Origin of the sequence: Puniceibacterium sediminis (assembly GCF_900188035.1) — a bacterium.
In the GTDB taxonomy this organism is placed as follows: domain Bacteria; phylum Pseudomonadota; class Alphaproteobacteria; order Rhodobacterales; family Rhodobacteraceae; genus Puniceibacterium; species Puniceibacterium sediminis.
In genome coordinates this window covers 179513-197296 of sequence record NZ_FZNN01000007.1, presented here as the reverse complement: position 1 = coordinate 197296, position 17784 = coordinate 179513, and the positions used below count along the sequence as shown (strand labels likewise).

The window sequence follows — 17784 nt, the reverse complement described above, 5'->3', positions numbered from 1 at the left end:
TGGACCAAGGGCGACGAGTACGGCAATGGCGTCTACATCCTGCCCAAGCATCTGGATGAAAAGGTCGCGCGCCTGCATCTGGACCGCATCGGCGTGAAGCTATCCAAGCTGAGCACGGAACAGGCCGCCTATATCGGCGTGTCCCCGGACGGACCGTTCAAGCCAGAACACTACCGTTACTGATCAATCATCGGTCACGAAGGCTTTTCGGGCTGCCCTGACACATTTCTGCCCGCCTCTTTAACGAGGCGGGCATCTTCCGTTTTGGGGGGCAGTAACCGGGATTCATCCCATTCGGATAACGGCTCTTGGTCTTTTCGGCGTCACTGCGAGATCAGATTAAAACCACCACAAAGGCCGGGCGCAAACGCCGTTTCAGGCCCCTTGGTTCCATGCGAAATTTTTGCCGTAGGCGGAAACCCCCAGCCCCTTTCGCGGATTGTCTATGCATACACACCTCACTGAAGGAGATGCAAAATGACACTTAAGAATATGATGCTGGGTTCGGCAATTGCAGCACTTGTCGCTGGGGGTGCCATGGCACAATCCGCAGGAACTTCGGTTGCTGCAACGGCTGACACTGAAACCTCGGTCGAAGCGCCAATGGGCAACGCGGAGGCATCCGTCAGCACTGGCATGGCCGCAGAAAGCGACACAGGTGTTACGGCAGACAGTTCGACCAATGCCAATTCCACCTCCGCCATGACGACGCAAACCGACACGACGGCTGAATCCAACCTGGGAATGGGTGGCAACGAAGTTGCGACGCAGATCTCTGCAATGACAGTTGATGACATTGTCGGCACCAACGTGATCGGTATGGATAAGGAGTCGATTGGCGAAGTCGATTATGTGGTCCAACAGACCGACGGCCTGGCCTTTGTGATCGGAATTGGCGGCTTCCTCGGACTGGGTGAGTACACCGTCGCAATCCCTGCGGACCAGTTTTCGGTGAATGCAGATGGGGATCTGGTTCTGTCTACGATGACCAAGGCAGAGCTTGAGGCGCTGCCCGAGTTCAACGAAGACGACGTTGAAAGTCTTGATGGTGACCTTTTGATTGGTGACCTCATTTCCTCGTAACGCAGTAAGATGACCGCATTGCATGGCGCGCCAGAGGGCGCGCCATTTTCGTTGTTGGACAAATTTCGGTGACGATATTGAGGGGGAGAATTTTCTTTACCAACGGCGTTTCTACGCAGTACCGTCACGTACAGGCCTGTAGAAAAGCGGGCAAAAGCCAGAACAGGGGACTGAACGACATGGGAAAACGTGACGATTTGATTTCGAAGTATGCCGACGATCTGCGCAACAAGTGCGGGATGGAACCGGATATGGCGCTGCTTACCAAAGTGACCATTGGCTGCGGCCCCTCGGTTTACAACGACGACGCATCGACCGTGGCAGGTTCCCAGCCCGAAGAACTTGAGACCGTCAAGACCAATTTCTTGATCAAGAAACTGGGTCTGCCGGATAGCGATGATCTGATGGCCGCGATCCATTCCGTGATCGAGATTTATGGCAAGTCCGAGCGCAACAAATACCGCGCGGTCGTATATTACATGCTGACAAAACATTTCGGCAAGGATGCCGTTTACGGCTGATCCTTTTACGAGAGCAGAATTCCTTAGGCCCTCGCCAACCGGGGGCCTAACTTTTGCCTTCAGCATTGGGGCCAGGCCCATTATTGCCAAGTTGCTGGCTTGGCGGGATTCCAATCTGAGACTGATCACGGTGCCAGGGCTGATGCAGTGAGATCAAAATGTGATCCAAAGGATTGTAATCACTTGGCGTTTGCCTGCCCGTGATTTTGCATCTAGTGTCATCTAATCGGGCCAGGACGGCCGGAACCTATATCAGAACACGACCGGTGCTGTGGGAGCGCCAGGGGTGATGAGGGGTTTCGGCAGTGCCGCAACCCCTCATATTAAATCTCGCATGATCCCGAATTGAACCGAGCCATGTAGCTACGGCTGTCGATCTAGGGTTCAGTGCCACCCAGTTCGCAGACGACATTCCATTCCTCTTTTGTCACGGGCTGAACAGACAGACGAGAGTTCTTGACCAGCACCATGTCCGCCAGGCGGGGATCTTCCTTGCACATCTGCAGGGTCACGGGACTGGCAAAGGGACGTACCGCGCGTATGTCTACGCACTCCCAGCGATCATCCTCTGTCGAACTGTCGGGGTGGGCGGTAGCGCAGACTTCGACAATCCCGACGACGGCCTTGTCACTTTGCGAATGGTAGAAGAACCCCAGATCGCCAGTAGCCATCTCGCGCATGAAATTGCGGGCCTGATAGTTGCGCACGCCATCCCATTCCTCGCCTTCTGGCCCTTTGGCGACGGTATTGTCCCAGGACCAGGTGTCCGGTTCCGACTTGAACAGCCAGTACTTCATCCGCCGATGACCCTGTTCCAGGCGATCAACTCGACACTTTCGAATAGACCGGCATGGCCATAAGGATCGCCTTTGACCCATTCATCGGCTGTGGCCATGTCGGGCACATCAAGGATGATCAGCGATCCGGCCATTTCTCCGGCCTCGTCCAACAGGGGGCCGGCCTGCTGTACTGTATCAGATGATTTGAGATAGGCGACATGGGCCGGGCGGTTTTCCTGACGGATGGGCAGAGCGCCGGGTTTATCCCGGGCGATCAGAGCGACGAGCATGGCTATTCCTCCTTGAGTGGCCGTGAAAGCAGGGTGTCCATCGCATCCGTGATGCTGATGCGGTGTTCGGTAAGTGCGGCCGTTGTGGCGCAGATCGGCAGGTCGATTCCGCGGTCCTGGGCCAATGCGGTGACGGCCCGGGCAGTTGCGGCGCCTTCGACGGTGATGGATGGATCAAAGACATCGCCGCGCCCCAGCGCCAGACCCAACCGATAGTTGCGCGACTGGGGCGAGGTGCAGGTCAGGGCCAGATCGCCCAGCCCGGACAACCCCATCAGCGTATCCGACTGTGCCCCAAGGGCAAGCGCCAGCCGCTGCATTTCGGCAAAGCCGCGGGTCATCAGCGCAGCACGGGCGCTGTCGCCCAGGCCGGCACCAATGCAGGCACCACAGGCAATGGCTATTACGTTTTTCAGCGCCCCGCCAAGTTCCGCGCCGACCGGATCAGAGGACCGATAGAGCCGCAACGTCCGGGTCGACAACTGCTTTTGGACTGTAATGCAGATATCGGCATCGGCGCAGGCGAGGGTCAGCGCCGTCGGCAGTCCCGCCGCGATGTCTATGGCAAAGCTGGGTCCGGTCAGGATCAGGGGGAAGGCGCCGGGCTTTGCGTCTGCAATGGTGCGCGAGGGGCCCTGCCAAGTGCCAAGATCAAGCCCCTTGCAGGCGGCAACCAGCGGTTTGCCAGCCAGTGGCGTCCTTATCTGGCCCAGTAATGAGGGCAAGGTCTGCGCAGGTGTGGCGATGATCAGCGTCTTTGCGGTGCAGGCAGCATCCAGATCGGAAGAGACTTTCAGGGCGTCGGGCAGTATGACGTCGGGCAGGGATACTGCCCGCCTGTTCTCCCTCATCTGCGCGATGGCGCCGGTGTCCCGTCCCCACAGGGTCACATCACGCCCGTCACGTACAAGCGCGATCGCCAGCGCGCTGCCAAAGGCGCCGGCACCAAGGACGGCAATACTCATGTCAATCCGCGCTTCGCGCCCCGCGCCGAACGGTGGCCTGTGATCCCCGGAATGCTGCGGTCGGTCATGGCCGTTTCCATTGCGTAAGGTTGCCCCTGCAAGTAACACCGTCTCATGCGGCTCACAATCCTGACCGGTTTCCATGGCGGCCATAGGCCATGACCCAGACGCGCCCGATTCTGCTGTTGACGCGCCCCCGGGCGGCGTCCGAGGCATTTATCGCGGCGCTGCGAAAAGCCGGCGAAAACCGCTTTGAACCGGTGATCAGCCCCCTGATCGGGGTGGAAACCTGCGGAGTGCTTCCGGATATGACCCGATACATTGGTCTTATCTTCACTTCGGCCAACGGCGTCGCGGCATACGTTGCGCTTGGCGGCCCCATTGACCGGCAGTGTTACGTTGTGGGCGCTGCCACTGCAGCGGCCGCGCGGGGCGCGGGGTTCGATCCACTGTCCGCCGACGGGGATGCTGCTGCTCTGGTGGAGCTTATCCTCGGCCTGCCTGCCGACGGCCCGCTACTTCATCTGCGGGGAACGCACGCCACTGGAAATATCGCCGAAACGCTGAGTTTAAGTGGAATAGAGACACGTAAGGCGGTGATTTACGACCAGCCGTTGCTGGATCTGACCGACAGCGCATGCGACGCGCTGAACGGAACCGCGCCTGTCATCGTGCCGCTGTTTTCGCCTCGCAGCGCAGCGCGCTTTTCAGAGCTGCGGGTTGGCCAGGCACCCCTACTTATTGCAGCGATGAGTCCGTCGATCATGCAGGAAGTTCTTGATTTAAACCCCATTGCGACGATTGTTACCGCTCAGCCATCAGGCGAAGCGATGCAAAATGCGGTATCGCAATTGCTTGGTTCGGCAAGGATGCTTGAGGGCGGGCAGGACGCACAGTAAGGTCCTCGAAACAGATTAGATCTTAAGCGCTTTAAGATTCGAAAGGGTGGAACCACGTGGCAGACGAAAAAAACTCCAAGGACACCCGGGACCAGATCGCCGGGTCCGACGAGAACGAGACGGAAACCGTGGATGTTTCCACCGAGGGGTCACGGCAGACCGGCCCCGAAACAGTAGTGGCCGAGCCTGAAGGTTCTGTCGAGCAGACGAAACCGGACGCTGATTCGGCCATCCCGGATGCCGAAGCAGAGATTGAGCCCGATCAGCACACGGAATCCGAAACGCTGAGCGTTGACCCGGCGGACATGCCCGACAGAGACGAGGCGTCGGTAGATGGGGGCTTTGTAGAGGGTGATCCCGCAAGCACCGAAGGTGGAGAAAACCCGCCTGAGACAGAACTGAACAACACCGGGACAACCCCTGCGCCGCAGGTGATCAAGGAAACCACCGTCGAACGTAAGGCAGGCTTCTTTCCGGCGTTGATTGGTGGCGTTCTGGCTGCGGGTGTTGGCTTTGGCGTTGCACAGTATGAAAGCAACGATTGGCCATTCGGTCCCGGGACCGAGGATCCGTTCCGCGCGCAGACCTCATCGACGCTGAAACAGCAGCGCACTCAGCTGGACGATCTGGCGGCGCGTCTGGGCAATGCCGAAACCGTGGTCGGAGCGTTCGATGTTTCGGATCTGACCGAAGCGGTGGCCCGGCTCAATTCTCAGATTGATGACCTAAAGGGACAGCTTTCTGGTGCATCCGATCAGATCGGTCGCCTGGAGGTCCGTGTAGTCGAGCTTGAGAAGCGCCCGATGGAGGCGGCGCTGTCGCCCGAAGCTGTCGCCGCTTATGAACGCGAGATGGACGCGCTGCGCAGTGACATTGAATCCCAGCGCAATGAGATTCAGAATTTCGCAGCCGAGGCCGTGGCCGCGGAGCAAAACGCTGAATCCCAGGCAAATTTGGCCGGAACCCGCGCTGCGCTGGCCAAAGTGACGACGGCGCTGGAAAGCGGCGAGCCTTTCGAGGAACAGCTTGGCACGCTTCAAAGCAGTGGTTCGGTCACCGTTCCCGCGGCGTTGAGCAGTGTGGCGGCGGATGGGGTGCCCACATTGTCAGAGCTTGCGGCTGACTACCCGGGTGCGGCCCGCGCGGCCCTTGCCGCCGCCCGTGCCGAGGAAGCACCGGAAGGGGGCACCAGCCATGTGTTCAATTTCTTCCGCAATCAGGTTGGTGCCCGCTCGGTCACGCCGCGCGACGGCGATGACGCGGACGCGATCCTGTCGCGGGCCGAAGCTGCGTTGAAATCCGGTGACGTCGCCGGATCTCTGGCCGAAGTCAAAACCCTGAGCCAAGCTGCGCAGGATGCGATGGGCGACTGGATACCGCGCGCGGAAACGCGGGTATCGGCACAAGGTGCGGCGACGACGCTCGCGCAGGAATTGAATCAGGAATAAGGGTCGGTCAATGCTTTGGTCTCTCATAAAGATTGTGATCTTCGTCGCGATTATCGCGGCGCTGACCCTTGGTGCCGGATATCTGATGGAAAGCACCGGTGGTGTTCAGATCACGGTGGCCGGTATGGAGTACACACTTGGGCCGCTGCAATCGGTGCTTGCCGCATTGGTGTTGGTCGTGGTGGTATGGGTGTTGTTCAAGCTGGTGTCGCTGCTGATCGCAGTGCTGCATTTCCTGAACGGTGATGAAACGGCGCTGTCGCGCTATTTCGACCGTAATCGCGAACGCAAGGGCTATGCCGCGCTAAGCGAAGGCCTGATGGCGTTGGCTGCAGGCGAAGGGCGTGTTGCGATGGCGAAGGCGTCCAAGGCAGAACGCTATCTGCACAAGCCCGAACTGACCGATCTGATCACCGCGCAGGCGGCCGAGATGAACGGAGATCAGACAAAGGCGGAACAGGTTTACAAGCGACTGATCCAGCATGACGCGACCCGGTTTGTCGGCGTGCGCGGCATAATGAAACAAAAACTGGCTCAGGGTGACACCGACACCGCCCTGAAGCTGGCCGAACGCGCCTTTGCGATCAAGCCAAAGCATGAAGAGGTGCAGGACATCCTTCTGAAGCTGCAGGCGCAGAAATCCGACTGGGCAGGCGCACGCAAGACGCTGAGCGCAAAGCTCAAGCACGGTTCCTTGCCACGTGACGTGCACAAGCGGCGCGATGCCGTCCTCGCCTTGTCGGAAGCGAAAGATATTCTGGATAGCGGGAAGTCGATCGAGGCCCGCGAAGCAGCGATTGCCGCGAACAAGTCTTCGCCAGATCTGATCCCCGCTGCCTGTATGGCCGCCCGCGGTTTTGTCGCCGAAGATCGCCCCAAGAACGCTGTGCGCCTGCTCAAGAAGGCATGGCAGGTACAGCCGCACCCAGATCTTGCCACCGCCTTTGCCGAGATCGTGCCGAACGAAACCCCGGCAGAGCGACTCAAGCGGTTCAAACAACTGACAGCTATCCGACCCGAGCATCGGGAAACCCGCCTGCTGCTTGCCGAACTCAACCTCGCCGCCGAGGATTTCCCGGAAGCGCGTCGCGCCGTTGGCGATCTGGTCGAGAAAGAGGCGGACACACGCGTTCTGGCGATTATGGCTGCGGTCGAACGGGGCGAAGGTGCATCGGACGCAGTGGTGCGTGGCTGGCTGGCCAAGGCGCTCACCGCGCCGCGTGGTCCGCAGTGGGTCTGTGACAATTGCAACAACCTCCATTCGGAATGGACGCCGGTCTGTGGCAACTGCGGGGCCTTCGACACACTGTCCTGGAAATCCCCGCCTCAGTCGTCGGACATTTCCATGCCTGGCGGCGCCGAGATGCTGCCGCTTCTGGTGGGCACCGGTGAGGATAATCTGCCCGCCGTTACCGAACCGGTGAACGCCGAAGTTCTTGATGCGGAAACGGCGGATGAAACCGATGGGGTCAGGCCAAAATAGCCCTTTCCCCGGTGCAATCCCGATGCTAATAGCCCGCGCACCAGGGCCGCTGTAGCTCAGCTGGTAGAGCACATCATTCGTAATGATGGGGTCGGGGGTTCGAATCCCTTCAGCGGCACCAATTTCGCGCAATCATAGTGCCAGAGCCGTGGGCCTTACCGCCTGATTGTTTGCGGAAAGCTGACAATCAGGCCCGCTTTTCCCTGCGTGAGCGGCGTTTCTGCCGCGAATTCCCCGCAATAGAGAGCGCCAAGCGTTTGCATTCAGCCGCGCGGTCGGTCAACTTGTCATAATGTTGCCGCTTTGGCTTGAGCCTGCGCGGGAAACCACGCACAGATAAAGCGCTGCGTGTCTGACGGAACTGGAGGTCTCCTTGTCGCTCTTTCTGGTTGTTGCCTTGCCCTTCCTGGGTGCCCTGCTGCCCGGCATTCTGAACAGAGCGGGGCGCACGGTCTGTGCAGGTACGACCTTTGCTGTTTCGCTGACGGCGCTTGTCGGTCTGCTGTCCAATCTTCCGGCGCTGCTGCGCGGCGAGGTGATCGAGGCGCGGGTCGACTGGCTGCCTGCGCTCGGAATGAACATGAACCTGATGATGGACGGGCTGGGCGCCTTTTTTGCCTGTCTCATTCTGGGGATCGGGCTGCTGATCATCGCCTATGCGCGCAGCTATCTGTCGCGAGACGATAATATGGGCGAATTCTTTACCTACCTGCTGCTGTTCCAGGGCGCGATGGTAGGGATTGTCCTGTCTGACAATATCCTCGTCTTACTGGTGTTCTGGGAGCTGACATCGCTGTCGTCCTTTTTGCTGATTGGTTACTGGAAGCACCTTCCCGAGGGGCGGCAGGGCGCACGGATGGCGCTGACAGTGACCGGCATGGGCGGTCTGGCGATGATCGGTGGCATGCTGATCCTTGGGCAGATCGCCGGATCCTATGATCTGAGCGTCATTCTTCAGAACCGCGATCTGATCCAAGCTGACCCTTTGTATGTGCCTGCGCTGATCCTGATCCTTCTAGGCTGTTTCACCAAGTCGGCGCAGTTCCCGTTCCACTTCTGGTTGCCGCATGCGATGGCCGCGCCGACGCCTGTGTCGGCCTATCTGCACTCGGCCACGATGGTGAAGGCCGGGATTTTCCTCATGGCACGGATGTGGCCGGTTCTGTCGGGCACGCCGGAGTGGTTCTATATCGTCACCTGCGCGGGCCTGATCACAATGGTGCTGGGCGCTGTGATCGGGTTGTTCAAACATGACCTCAAGGCGCTGCTGGCATTTTCGACCGTGAGCCACCTTGGCCTGATCACCATGCTTCTGGGTACCGGAACTGCCTTTGGTGCGATGGCGGCGGTGTTTCACATCCTTAACCACGCGACCTTCAAATGCGCGCTGTTCATGTCCGCAGGCATTATCGACCACGAGGCACATACCCGCGACATTCGCCGCCTTGGCGGTCTACGCCACCTGATGCCTGTGACTTTTGTCATCGCGACAATTGCGGCGCTGTCGATGGCGGGGATTCCCTTCTTCAACGGTTTCCTGTCGAAAGAAATGTGGCTTGAGGAAGTCTCGCATACCACGCTGTTCGGACCCGATTGGCTGGTGCCTGCGTTGGCGACCTTTGGCGCGCTGTTCTCGGCGGCTTATTCGTTCCGCTACATCGGGCACGTGTTTCTGGGTAAAGAGCGTCACGATTACCCTGCCCATCCGCATGATCCGCCTGCGGGTATGTGGCTGCCCCCGGCCATTCTGACAGTTCTGGTGGTTGTGATCGGCGTGATGCCATTCCTTGCGGAACCAGCAGTCAGGTTCGTGACCTCGGCCGTCTTGGGCGGGACTGCGGAACTTCCGCATGAACATATTGCGCTGTGGCACGGGGTGACACCGGCGCTGATCATGTCGGGCATCGCGGTGACTGGCGGCCTGATTGCGCTGACGCTGTTCACGCCGCTGCTGAAGCTCTGGGACGCCACGCCGCGCCCCGAGGCGAAGGTGGTCTTTGATGCGGTCATCGCTGTCTTTGTCGGTCTGGCCCGCATTGTGACGCAACGCCTGCACAACGGTGCCTTCACGCAATACGCGGGTATTCTGACCCTCGCGATCATCGCGGCGGGCGGGCACGCCTGGCTGACCGGAGAAAGCACAGCCTCCACGCGCGAGGCGATGCCGATCAATATGATTGCCGCAGCCGGGTGGCTGATGCTGATCGTGGCGACTGCTTTCCTTGTCATACAGCATCGAAACCGCCTGCTGGCGCTGATCCTGATGGCAATCATCGGGTTGATCGTCTCGGTCGGCTTTGCCTATTTCAGCGCGCCGGATCTGGCCATGACCCAGATTTCGGTCGAAGTGGTCACGATTGTACTGCTGCTGCTGGCGTTGAACTTTCTGCCGGATATTACGCCCAGCGAAAGCAATATGGGCAAGAAGGTGCGCGATGGTATCGTGGCGCTGGCCGGTGGCGCAGCGGCGATGGGGTTCACCTATCACCTGCTGATGCGCGATTTCGTGGCGCCGTCGATCTCCGAATATCATTTGGCGAATTCCTACAAGGGCGGCGGTGGCACCAATGTGGTCAACGTGATCCTTGTCGATTTCCGTGGTTTCGACACTTTTGGCGAAATTATTGTGCTGGGCATCGCCGCGCTAGTGATCTTTGCGCTGACTGAGGCGCTGCTGGGCGGCAAGGTACGGGCGCGGCTTCTGAACCGAGTGCCGGACAAGCCGTTGTCAGGGGATCGCCATCCATTGATGATGGTGATCCTGACGCGGGTGATGATGCCGCTGGTCCTGATGGTTGGTATCTACATCTTCCTGCGCGGGCACAATCTGCCGGGCGGCGGGTTCATCGCGGGCCTGATCGTGGCAATTGCGTTGGTGATGCAGTACATGGCCAGCGGCTTTAACTGGGCGAATGAACGGCAGCGCTATCCCTATCATGGGATCATTGGCACCGGCGTTCTGGTTGCCGGGCTGACAGGGATCGGATCTTGGTTGACAGGGAACGAATTCCTGACCTCGGCCTACGGGTACTTCCGCATCCCGCCGATGGAGGAGTTCGAACTGGCCACCGCAGCGCTGTTCGATCTGGGGGTGTTTCTGGCGGTGCTTGGGGCGGTCATGTTGTCGCTGGAAAGCTATTCCCGGCTGGCACGTCGCGCGCATACGCCGGATTCAGAGTTTCCGATGGATATCGACCCAAGCCGGGATGATCCGAAAACTGTTGGAAAGGGGGCCTGAGCATGGAATTCCTTTTTGCCTCTTCCGTGGGTCTTCTGACGGCTGCCGGTCTTTACCTCGTATTCCGCTTGCGGACATTTCCGGTCATTCTGGGGACATCGTTGCTGACTTATGCGGTCAACCTGTTCCTGTTCGCTTCTGGTCGGCTGACAATCGGCGCGCCGCCGATCCTGATGGACGGGGTCACACACTATACCGACCCGCTGCCGCAGGCGCTGGTGCTGACAGCCATCGTGATTTCCTTTGGCATGACGGCCGTGGTGGTCGTGATTGCGCTGGGGGCCTATCTGGGGGCGGACGATGACCACGTGAACGACCCGAAAGAAGAAGGGGCTGACACATGACCCACTGGATCATTGCCCCGATTGTGCTGCCCGCGATGCTGGCGGCCTTTATTGTCCTTGTCGTGCGGTTTCACCAAAGCCTTGCGCGTGCGTTTTCGCTTGCCGGGGTTGTCATGCTGATGATCATCGCGTCCGGGCTGGCCTGGCAGGCTTCGGATGGCACTATCGGCATGTACCAACTGGGCAATTGGGCGGCGCCGTTCGGCATCGTTCTGGTGGCCGACAGGCTGTCGACGATGATGGTGCTGCTTACATCGGTGCTGGCGTTGTTCGTGTTGCTTTATGCAATCGGATCGGGCTGGGACAAACGGGGGCAGCATTTCCACGCGCTGTTCCAGTTCCAGATGATGGGGATCATGGGGGCCTTCCTGACCGGGGACATCTTCAACCTGTTCGTGTTTTTCGAGGTGCTTCTAATCGCCTCGTACGGGTTGATGATCCATTCTGGCGGGACACGCAGGCTTCGGGCGGGCACGCAATATGTGCTTTATAACCTGCTTGGCTCGACCCTGTTCCTGTTCGCCCTTGGCGCGATATATGCCGAGACGGGAACCCTGAATATGGCGGATCTTGCGGTCCGTGTGGCCGAGATCGCCCCTGACAATTCCACTGGAATCCGCGTCGCAGCGGTGCTGCTGCTGATGGTATTTGCGATCAAGGCGGCGATTGCACCGCTGCATTTCTGGCTGCCCTCAAGTTATGCCGAAGCACCGGCCCCCGTGGCCGCGCTGTTCGGTATCATGACCAAGGTGGGCGCCTATGCGATCATCCGGATCTATACGCTGGTCTTTCCCCCGGATCTTGAGGCTACGGCGGGGCTTTTCGGAATGTGGCTGTTGCCTGTCGCACTGGTCGGACTTGCCGTCGGCATGGTTGGCGTTCTGGGCACGAATAAGCTCGACCGGCTGATCGCCTTTGCCGTGATCGGGTCGATGGGGATGTTGACGACGGCTGTGGCCCTGTTCACGCCTGCGGGCATTTCGGCGGCGCTTTACTATGTGATCCATTCGACACTGGCGACGGCGGCGCTGTTCCTGATCGCGGATCTGGTGCGTTCCGGGCGCGGCGCGGCTGGGCTGGATCTGCGGGCAGCCCCACCTATTGCCGGCGGGGCCATCATTGCACCGTTGTTTTTTGTTGCGGCCATCGCGATGACTGGCCTGCCGCCGCTGTCGGGTTTTGTGGGCAAACTTCTGATCCTGGATGCCTCCTTTGGCACTCCGTTGGTTTGGGTGACCTGGGCCGTGATCCTGGGGTCGAGCCTGATTGCCGTCGTCGGGTTTTCTCGGGCAGGCAGCGTGGTGTTCTGGAAATCACACCAGTTGGCTGCCGAAGCTGTGGATGAAACGACCCCCGAGGATGCGCAGGGCGCGCTGGAACCGCATGATCCCAAGGGGCATATCCCGGTGCTTGAAGTCGTGGCAATCGCCGGGCTGCTGGCGCTGCTCGTGGTGCACACGGTGCTGGCCGGCCCGGTGACCCGTTACATGGACGCCACCACCGCCCAACTGTTCACGCCCGAGCCTTATATCCGCGCTGTTCTGGACGTGCCCGGCAAGGACCTTTCCAAAGACCCGCACCACGCCGACGAAGGTCATGCCGAAGACCCGACAGAAGGGGGCCATGACGCCGCTGAACCAGAGGGAGGACATTGACCATGACCAAAGTGAAACGCTCGTTTCTGCCCCACCCGTTCCTGACGGCCATTCTGATCGTGGTCTGGTGCCTGCTCAGCGGAGGTATCTCGCTGGGCACGGTGGTGTTTGGCGCTATCCTTGGCATCCTGATCCCGCAGGCTACCGCAGCCTACTGGCCGGATGCGCCGCGGGCCGTGGGCCTGTTCAAGGTCACGGTGTATGTGCTGATCGTGGTCTGGGACATCATTGTTGCCAATGTTGTGGTTGCCTGGGTCGTGCTGACAAAACGTAACCGCGATATGAAATCAGTCTGGGTGGCCATTCCGTTGGAGTTGCGTACACCCGAGGCTATTGCGATTCTGGCTGGAACCATCACCCTCACACCCGGTACGGTGACTGCGGATATGTCGGATGAGGGGCATTGCCTGCTGATCCATGCTCTGGACGCCGACTCTGCTGAGGCGGTGCGCGATGATATCAAGAACCGCTACGAGCGGCGGCTCAAGGAGATTTTCGAATGATTGCTCCGGACAGGCTCTATGATCTCGCCCTGGTTTTTGCATTTGCCGCGCTGTCGCTGGCGCAGATCCTTGCCATGATCCGGTTGGTGATTGGCCCGGACGTTGCAGACCGTATTCTTGCGCTCGACACGATGGTGGTGGACGCGATCGGCCTGATCGTGCTGCTGGGTATCGCTCAGGGGACCGAGATCTATTTTGAGGCGGCACTGATCTTTGCCATGTTGGGGTTTGTGTCGACCGTCGCCTACGCGCGGTTCATCCTGCGGGGGGATATCATCGAATGAACGTCACGGATCTGGTTGAAATCATCATTGCCGTGGCTCTTGTCATCGGGGCGCTGTTCACGCTTGTGGGCTCGATAGGTCTGCTAAAGCTCGACACCGCAATGAAGCGCCTGCATGCCCCGACCAAAGCGGCGACGCTGGGCATAGGCTCGCTTCTGGTGGCGTCCATGCTCCACTCCTTTGCCTTTGGCAGTGGCTCGCTCAAAGAAATCCTGATCATGGTGTTCCTGTTCGTCACCGCGCCTATCTCGGCCAATTTCATTGCCAAGGTTGCGATCCATCGCGGACAGGACATGCCCCCGCCAGAGCCGCCCAAGGATCAGAACTGGGCCACGCTGAACCCAACGGATGAAACGGTTCCGGGCATCGAAGCGCCTGCCAAGACCTGACCGGGGTCGCGGCCAATAAGGCGAATGCCACCTCGGCTGTCTGTACAACAGGGGCGTGGCGATCCGGCGCGGCGCGAATCAACTGCGGGGTCGGCTGACCGGGTTCAGCGACGGCCCAGGATAAGTTCTGTCTCGCTCAGGGTGTTGATGTCATACGTGCCTTCCCATCCGGGTATACTAAGTTGCAGCGTGTTACCGTTCAGAGACCAGCTGCCTGAGTCCGTTTTTTCCAGCCGATCCGTCGGACCCCGGGACATTTTGTCCAACCCACCGTCGGGCAAGATGATCATGTTCTTTCGCCCGCCGCGCGTGGGCGAAAGCTCTGCGTCGGGCCGTATGAAAGCCAGCGTGTCGTCTGCGCGGCGCTCTCGCACCACAACCCAGGTGCCGAGAAGCTGATTGATTTTTTCGTCACTCATGGTCTGCTAATGTCCTTCTGTGTCGGCACGGGCCAGACTGGCGTGTGCATCGCGCAACTGGTGCCCATGTTGTACGTCTTCGTGCATTAAGGCTTCCTTGCCACCAACCCGACCGTATTGCGCCATCAGAACATGGTAATGCATTTGTAGTTAGCGCAAGACTTGGCTGGGTCCGTGATCGCTGCCTCCGCAGCCTACCTGTGGTTCGGCCAAACCCGCAAGCGTCGCGACAAGACCCCCCGTTCATCCGCACTATCGCCATCGCAAAATCCGGGTCCACACGGTCAAGCATGTCATTGCCTGTGAATCGGCATGCGAAATTGACCTACTTAGGTGGGCTATGAGCGAGTAAAACTGACCCAGCTGTTTCGTTAGCATCCGCGTTTCAAGCGCGGAGGAATGAGCAGGTGTTATTGATGGAAAGTGTATCAAAGATCCGACGGTGGGTATTGGTTGAGGAACGCAGTATCCGGTCTGTTGCACGGTCGACGGGATTATCGCACAACACGATCAAGAAGTACCTGAAGGATGAGAGCCCGCCGAGCTACCAGCGGCAGGCCGCGCCGGTTCGGCACAAACTGTGCAACGGGTTTGATCTTCGGCTTCAGGAGCTGTTCGATCAGGACCAGAAACGACCACGCCGGGAGCGGCGGACAGCCCAGAAGCTCTATGAGCAGCTGGTGGTGGACGGCTACACCGGTTCCTATTCGCCGGTTCAGCGTTTTGTCCGCGATCTGAAGCGGGCCGGTGCCGGTTCGGGCGATGCGTCTGGGAGACGGTTTGAGATGTGAACAGGCAGAGCCCCGGGATCATCGACAATCCCAAAACGATGGTGACCTATGTCTCGCGCTCGAAGGACGGGGTGTTCCATCCGCGGTTCCTGGCATTGATGAACCACTATGTCATGGAGTCGGTTGCCTGCCCCCGCGTCGGGTGGGGATTGGGAGTTTGTCGATCTGCTTCTGCTGGCCCAGGACCACGGGATCGAGGTCGTCGAGATTGCCTGTGATCTGGCGGTAGAGCAAAACACCCTGCGGTTGCCTGCCATCATCAACCTAATCAACCAGCTGGTCGAGCCGGTCATCACCTCCTTAAGCGAACCCTACACCTATCTGCAGCTGACTTACGACCCGAGGCCGATTGCAAGCGCTATGAGACGCTGTGCTCGGCCGCGGAGGCCGCCGCATGAACGCCCGCATCCACTGCCCGGCAGTGCATTTGCGTAGCAAATGTCACGAGAGGGGGCCAACTGACCGCCCTGAAGCTGCATGGAATGGCAGCTTGCGCACATGATTTGCTGTCCACGCTCAAGCCGCCAAGTCTGACCACTGCGATAAAACAACTGATCGACGCCGAGACTGTAGAGCGCCGGGTGCGCTCCATCTGTTAGCTGGCAGGCGATTGCTCGCAATCGCCGGGAGGCCAGGATCAAATGCGCATCGCGAAGTTCCCCCATCATAAGGACTTCGCCACCTTCGATTACGGCGCAGCAGCCGTCACCAAAGCCCAGATCGAGGCCTTCTGCTCGGTCGGCCGGTTCACCGAAGAGGCACACAACCTCATCCTGGTGGGCGGAACCGGCAAAACCCATATCGCCATCGCGCCTGGAACCACATTGATCAATAACGGCGAGAAGGCCCGCTTCTTCAACGCGGTCGATCTAATCAATGCCCGGATCAAGGAGTAGACCGATGTCAATTCTGGGAAGGTCATCCGGCAACGGTCGGCCCTGGATTGCGTTATCATCGACGAACTGGGCTATATCCCGTTCCCAAAGTCCGGCGGCGCACTGCTGTTCCACCTCATCAGCAGCTCTACGAGAAAACCAGTGTCATCATTACCACCAATCTGGAGTTCGGGGAATGGGTCGCTGTCTTCGGCGATGCCAAGACGACAGCCGCGCTATTGGATCGCGTCACGCACCACTGTGCCATCATCGAGACCGGCAACACGTCATACCGCTTCGCGCAGAGCAAAAGCCGCAGAGAAAAATAACCGCACCGCAAACAAAGGCCCCAGACGGACTCGCTATATGAGGGCGGCCCGCCTGGGGACTTTGACATCTGAACGACGGGTCAAAATCAAACGCTGAAACCGGATCAGTTTTGAACGCTCATTGACAAGCTGCAGATGGTTTTGAATTCAGGCACCTCCCAGTCCCGTCCCGTCAGCCGCAGGAGGCTTTCCACAAAGCCAGTCGTCTGCCGAAGCGCCATTCCGAACAGCACCTTCATGGTAAGGCAAGTCTGGATCGAGGCGTCGCTGAACGTCTGCGATCTCCCCCTCATGCCGGAAGGTCTGGCAGCCCAGTTCATCTCCGGATCGAACCAACTTCTCGTGACGTTGCGGCGCAATGCACTGCCGCTCAGTGGATCGTCAGTGACCCGCGGCGCTTCAGTGCCTCATTGTAGGCAGCCTAGTTCGTGGTCTTATAGCTCGGCGGTGTCGGTTTGCTCATGCCCACCAGCTACCAGACCGGAATCACGACACAAATCCCTCACCCGCTTTGTGCAACACAGCCGACGTGGCCGCTTGATTGGGTGGACCAAAGGCGGGGTGAATTCAAAGCTGCACACCGTCGCGGATGATCTGGGTCGTCCCTTGCGAATGTTCCTGACCGCAGGCCAACGAAGTGATTACATCGGTGCCCGGGCGCTTCTGGAAGGTTTGCCGCCTGCCAAACACATGCTGGCGGATCGGGGGTATGATGCAAATTGGTACCGCGAGGCGCTTGAAAATACGGGGATCACGCCATGCATAGCGGCGAGAAAGGGCCGCAAGGTTCCGTTCCCACACGACGAGGTACGCTATCGCAAACGCCAAAAGATCGAGAACAATTTTGCACAGCTCAAGGACTGGTGCCGCGTCGCAACCCGTTACGGGAAAAGCCCAAAGGTGTTCCTGTCCGCATGCACGCTGGCTGCACTCGTCATGTTCTGGTTATGAATCCTGAGCTTAGCCACATCAACAGCACGGGATCACTGGCGCGCGCGGCGGCGATGTCTTTTGTTACCCTCAAAATGACTTAACGCGACGGTCTGATAGACTTTTCAAACCTACTTTCTGTGCGCCAGGGCGCTGTCACACGAGCTATTTGAGTGAGTCTGCATTTGGTCAACCGCACTCAACATCTGCCGCTCGAATGAAGAGCATTCTTTCCGAAAATCATTTGTAAACAATGGGAGTATTGTGGAATCACATTTGTCAGCCCAATCCAAATGACAGGAAATAGATGGTACATGCCTCCCAAATCTGACACATTTGCTGAGTCGATTCGCGCAAAAGATTCGGATTAAGGGAACAAGTGACCGTTATCGATGCGCCATAATTTCGCCACATTTCAAAATGTTAGCGCCAACAGTCACGGATTGGTGCTGAGTGGCATAATAAATGTCACGATTCCAGGCAGCAAACTGAAAAGTCCGACACAAATCCGGTCAACGTCGTTACATTTTCATGCCGATTCACGAGCTGATCTGAGTCG

The 17784-nt window shown here is 59.0% G+C and carries 20 protein-coding genes, 1 tRNA gene and 1 pseudogene; 17 read left to right on the top strand and 5 right to left on the bottom strand.

What is annotated here, in order from left to right; all coding sequences use genetic code 11:
- The 3 genes from CHB75_RS10045 to CHB75_RS10035 form a co-directional block, all read left to right on the top strand.
- On the top strand, positions 1-183 hold a 183-nt coding region (locus CHB75_RS10045), incomplete at its 5' end, for an adenosylhomocysteinase (protein ID WP_176439109.1).
- A 294-nt stretch (positions 184-477) separates the two neighbouring features.
- A complete protein-coding gene (locus tag CHB75_RS10040) occupies positions 478-1083 on the top strand; it encodes a PRC-barrel domain-containing protein (RefSeq protein WP_089270408.1) in 606 nt (201 codons plus the stop codon).
- A gap of 179 nt (positions 1084-1262) precedes the next feature.
- Positions 1263-1604, top strand: coding sequence for a DUF2853 family protein (locus tag CHB75_RS10035; protein WP_089270407.1), 342 nt, complete (start codon positions 1263-1265; stop codon positions 1602-1604).
- Between the two features lie 377 nt (positions 1605-1981).
- Here CHB75_RS10035 and CHB75_RS10030 read toward each other — a convergent pair whose 3' ends face one another.
- The 3 genes from CHB75_RS10030 to CHB75_RS10020 are packed head-to-tail and all read right to left on the bottom strand — an operon-like array spanning position 1982 to position 3638.
- Positions 1982-2401, bottom strand: coding sequence for an EVE domain-containing protein (locus tag CHB75_RS10030; protein ID WP_089270406.1), 420 nt, complete (start codon positions 2399-2401; stop codon positions 1982-1984).
- Complete coding sequence (locus tag CHB75_RS10025) at positions 2398-2673, bottom strand: YciI family protein (protein ID WP_089270405.1); 276 nt, start codon at positions 2671-2673, stop codon at positions 2398-2400. Before CHB75_RS10025 ends, CHB75_RS10030 begins: the two co-directional genes overlap by 4 nt.
- A 2-nt stretch (positions 2674-2675) precedes the next feature.
- Entirely contained in the window at positions 2676-3638 is a 963-nt protein-coding gene (locus CHB75_RS10020; RefSeq protein WP_089270423.1) for an NAD(P)H-dependent glycerol-3-phosphate dehydrogenase, read from the bottom strand.
- Positions 3639-3796: 158 nt separating this feature from the next.
- On the opposite strand from CHB75_RS10020, the gene CHB75_RS10015 reads away from it, so the two are divergent.
- The 10 genes from CHB75_RS10015 to CHB75_RS09970 all read left to right on the top strand — a co-directional run bounded on the left by CHB75_RS10015 (position 3797) and on the right by CHB75_RS09970 (position 13881).
- On the top strand, positions 3797-4537 hold the full coding sequence (locus tag CHB75_RS10015) for a uroporphyrinogen-III synthase (RefSeq protein WP_089270404.1): 741 nt from the start codon (positions 3797-3799) through the stop codon (positions 4535-4537).
- 56 nt (positions 4538-4593) lie between these two features.
- The gene (locus CHB75_RS10010; protein WP_089270403.1) at positions 4594-5985 is read left to right on the top strand and encodes a COG4223 family protein; all 1392 of its coding nucleotides are present in this window, start codon (positions 4594-4596) and stop codon (positions 5983-5985) included.
- A 10-nt stretch (positions 5986-5995) separates the two neighbouring features.
- Positions 5996-7468, top strand: coding sequence for a heme biosynthesis protein HemY (locus CHB75_RS10005; RefSeq protein ID WP_089270402.1), 1473 nt, complete (start codon positions 5996-5998; stop codon positions 7466-7468).
- 45 nt (positions 7469-7513) lie between these two features.
- Positions 7514-7589 (top strand) — tRNA-Thr (locus CHB75_RS10000).
- Positions 7590-7841: 252 nt separating this feature from the next.
- Positions 7842-10706, top strand: coding sequence for a monovalent cation/H+ antiporter subunit A (locus tag CHB75_RS09995; protein ID WP_089270401.1), 2865 nt, complete (start codon positions 7842-7844; stop codon positions 10704-10706).
- A 2-nt stretch (positions 10707-10708) separates the two neighbouring features.
- Positions 10709-11050, top strand: coding sequence for a Na+/H+ antiporter subunit C (locus tag CHB75_RS09990; RefSeq protein ID WP_089270400.1), 342 nt, complete (start codon positions 10709-10711; stop codon positions 11048-11050).
- A complete protein-coding gene (locus CHB75_RS09985; RefSeq protein WP_089270399.1) occupies positions 11047-12705 on the top strand; it encodes a monovalent cation/H+ antiporter subunit D in 1659 nt (552 codons plus the stop codon). The genes CHB75_RS09990 and CHB75_RS09985 overlap by 4 nt, the downstream gene beginning before the upstream one ends.
- A gap of 2 nt (positions 12706-12707) precedes the next feature.
- A complete protein-coding gene (locus tag CHB75_RS09980) occupies positions 12708-13208 on the top strand; it encodes a Na+/H+ antiporter subunit E (protein ID WP_089270398.1) in 501 nt (166 codons plus the stop codon).
- Positions 13205-13492, top strand: a complete 288-nt coding sequence (locus CHB75_RS09975) for a K+/H+ antiporter subunit F (protein WP_089270397.1) — start codon at positions 13205-13207, stop codon at positions 13490-13492. The genes CHB75_RS09980 and CHB75_RS09975 overlap by 4 nt, the downstream gene beginning before the upstream one ends.
- The gene (locus CHB75_RS09970; protein WP_089270396.1) at positions 13489-13881 is read left to right on the top strand and encodes a Na+/H+ antiporter subunit G; all 393 of its coding nucleotides are present in this window, start codon (positions 13489-13491) and stop codon (positions 13879-13881) included. Before CHB75_RS09975 ends, CHB75_RS09970 begins: the two co-directional genes overlap by 4 nt.
- A 104-nt stretch (positions 13882-13985) precedes the next feature.
- Here the strand turns inward: CHB75_RS09970 and CHB75_RS09965 are convergent, their stop codons facing one another.
- Positions 13986-14300, bottom strand: a complete 315-nt coding sequence (locus tag CHB75_RS09965; protein WP_089270395.1) for a lipocalin-like domain-containing protein — start codon at positions 14298-14300, stop codon at positions 13986-13988.
- A gap of 416 nt (positions 14301-14716) precedes the next feature.
- On the opposite strand from CHB75_RS09965, the gene CHB75_RS09960 reads away from it, so the two are divergent.
- From CHB75_RS09960 to CHB75_RS22475, 3 genes are all read left to right on the top strand, one after another.
- On the top strand, positions 14717-15091 hold the full coding sequence (locus tag CHB75_RS09960; RefSeq protein ID WP_089270394.1) for a hypothetical protein: 375 nt from the start codon (positions 14717-14719) through the stop codon (positions 15089-15091).
- 641 nt (positions 15092-15732) lie between these two features.
- A complete protein-coding gene (locus CHB75_RS22350; RefSeq protein WP_281253200.1) occupies positions 15733-15987 on the top strand; it encodes an ATP-binding protein in 255 nt (84 codons plus the stop codon).
- Positions 15988-16034: 47 nt separating this feature from the next.
- A complete protein-coding gene (locus CHB75_RS22475) occupies positions 16035-16295 on the top strand; it encodes an ATP-binding protein (protein WP_425439496.1) in 261 nt (86 codons plus the stop codon).
- Between the two features lie 134 nt (positions 16296-16429).
- On the opposite strand, the pseudogene CHB75_RS22030 reads toward CHB75_RS22475, so the two are convergent.
- Positions 16430-16698, bottom strand: a pseudogene (locus tag CHB75_RS22030) (transposase); the annotation flags it as partial.
- Here CHB75_RS22030 and CHB75_RS09945 point away from each other — a divergent pair.
- Positions 16680-17246 carry an IS5 family transposase gene (locus tag CHB75_RS09945; RefSeq protein WP_245840868.1) on the top strand — a complete coding sequence of 189 codons (567 nt, stop codon included), beginning with the start codon at positions 16680-16682 and terminating at the stop codon, positions 17244-17246. The pseudogene CHB75_RS22030 and the gene CHB75_RS09945 sit on opposite strands and share 19 nt — an antisense overlap.
- The last annotated feature ends 538 nt before the right edge of the window (positions 17247-17784 follow it).

Bases quoted from the DNA above. Each gene is read 5' to 3' on its own strand.
- CHB75_RS22350 (WP_281253200.1), top strand. From the start codon at position 15,733: ATGCGCATCGCGAAGTTCCCCCATCATAAGGACTTCGCCACCTTCGAT.
- CHB75_RS09985 (WP_089270399.1), top strand. From the start codon at position 11,047: ATGACCCACTGGATCATTGCCCCGATTGTGCTGCCCGCGATGCTGGCG.
- CHB75_RS10020 (WP_089270423.1), bottom strand. From the start codon at position 3,638: ATGAGTATTGCCGTCCTTGGTGCCGGCGCCTTTGGCAGCGCGCTGGCG.
- CHB75_RS09965 (WP_089270395.1), bottom strand. From the start codon at position 14,300: ATGAGTGACGAAAAAATCAATCAGCTTCTCGGCACCTGGGTTGTGGTG.
- CHB75_RS10025 (WP_089270405.1), bottom strand. From the start codon at position 2,673: ATGCTCGTCGCTCTGATCGCCCGGGATAAACCCGGCGCTCTGCCCATC.
- CHB75_RS09975 (WP_089270397.1), top strand. From the start codon at position 13,205: ATGATTGCTCCGGACAGGCTCTATGATCTCGCCCTGGTTTTTGCATTT.
- CHB75_RS10005 (WP_089270402.1), top strand. From the start codon at position 5,996: ATGCTTTGGTCTCTCATAAAGATTGTGATCTTCGTCGCGATTATCGCG.
- CHB75_RS10015 (WP_089270404.1), top strand. From the start codon at position 3,797: ATGACCCAGACGCGCCCGATTCTGCTGTTGACGCGCCCCCGGGCGGCG.
- CHB75_RS10035 (WP_089270407.1), top strand. From the start codon at position 1,263: ATGGGAAAACGTGACGATTTGATTTCGAAGTATGCCGACGATCTGCGC.
- CHB75_RS10040 (WP_089270408.1), top strand. From the start codon at position 478: ATGACACTTAAGAATATGATGCTGGGTTCGGCAATTGCAGCACTTGTC.
- CHB75_RS09990 (WP_089270400.1), top strand. From the start codon at position 10,709: ATGGAATTCCTTTTTGCCTCTTCCGTGGGTCTTCTGACGGCTGCCGGT.
- CHB75_RS09980 (WP_089270398.1), top strand. From the start codon at position 12,708: ATGACCAAAGTGAAACGCTCGTTTCTGCCCCACCCGTTCCTGACGGCC.
- CHB75_RS10030 (WP_089270406.1), bottom strand. From the start codon at position 2,401: ATGAAGTACTGGCTGTTCAAGTCGGAACCGGACACCTGGTCCTGGGAC.
- CHB75_RS09960 (WP_089270394.1), top strand. From the start codon at position 14,717: ATGGAAAGTGTATCAAAGATCCGACGGTGGGTATTGGTTGAGGAACGC.
- CHB75_RS09970 (WP_089270396.1), top strand. From the start codon at position 13,489: ATGAACGTCACGGATCTGGTTGAAATCATCATTGCCGTGGCTCTTGTC.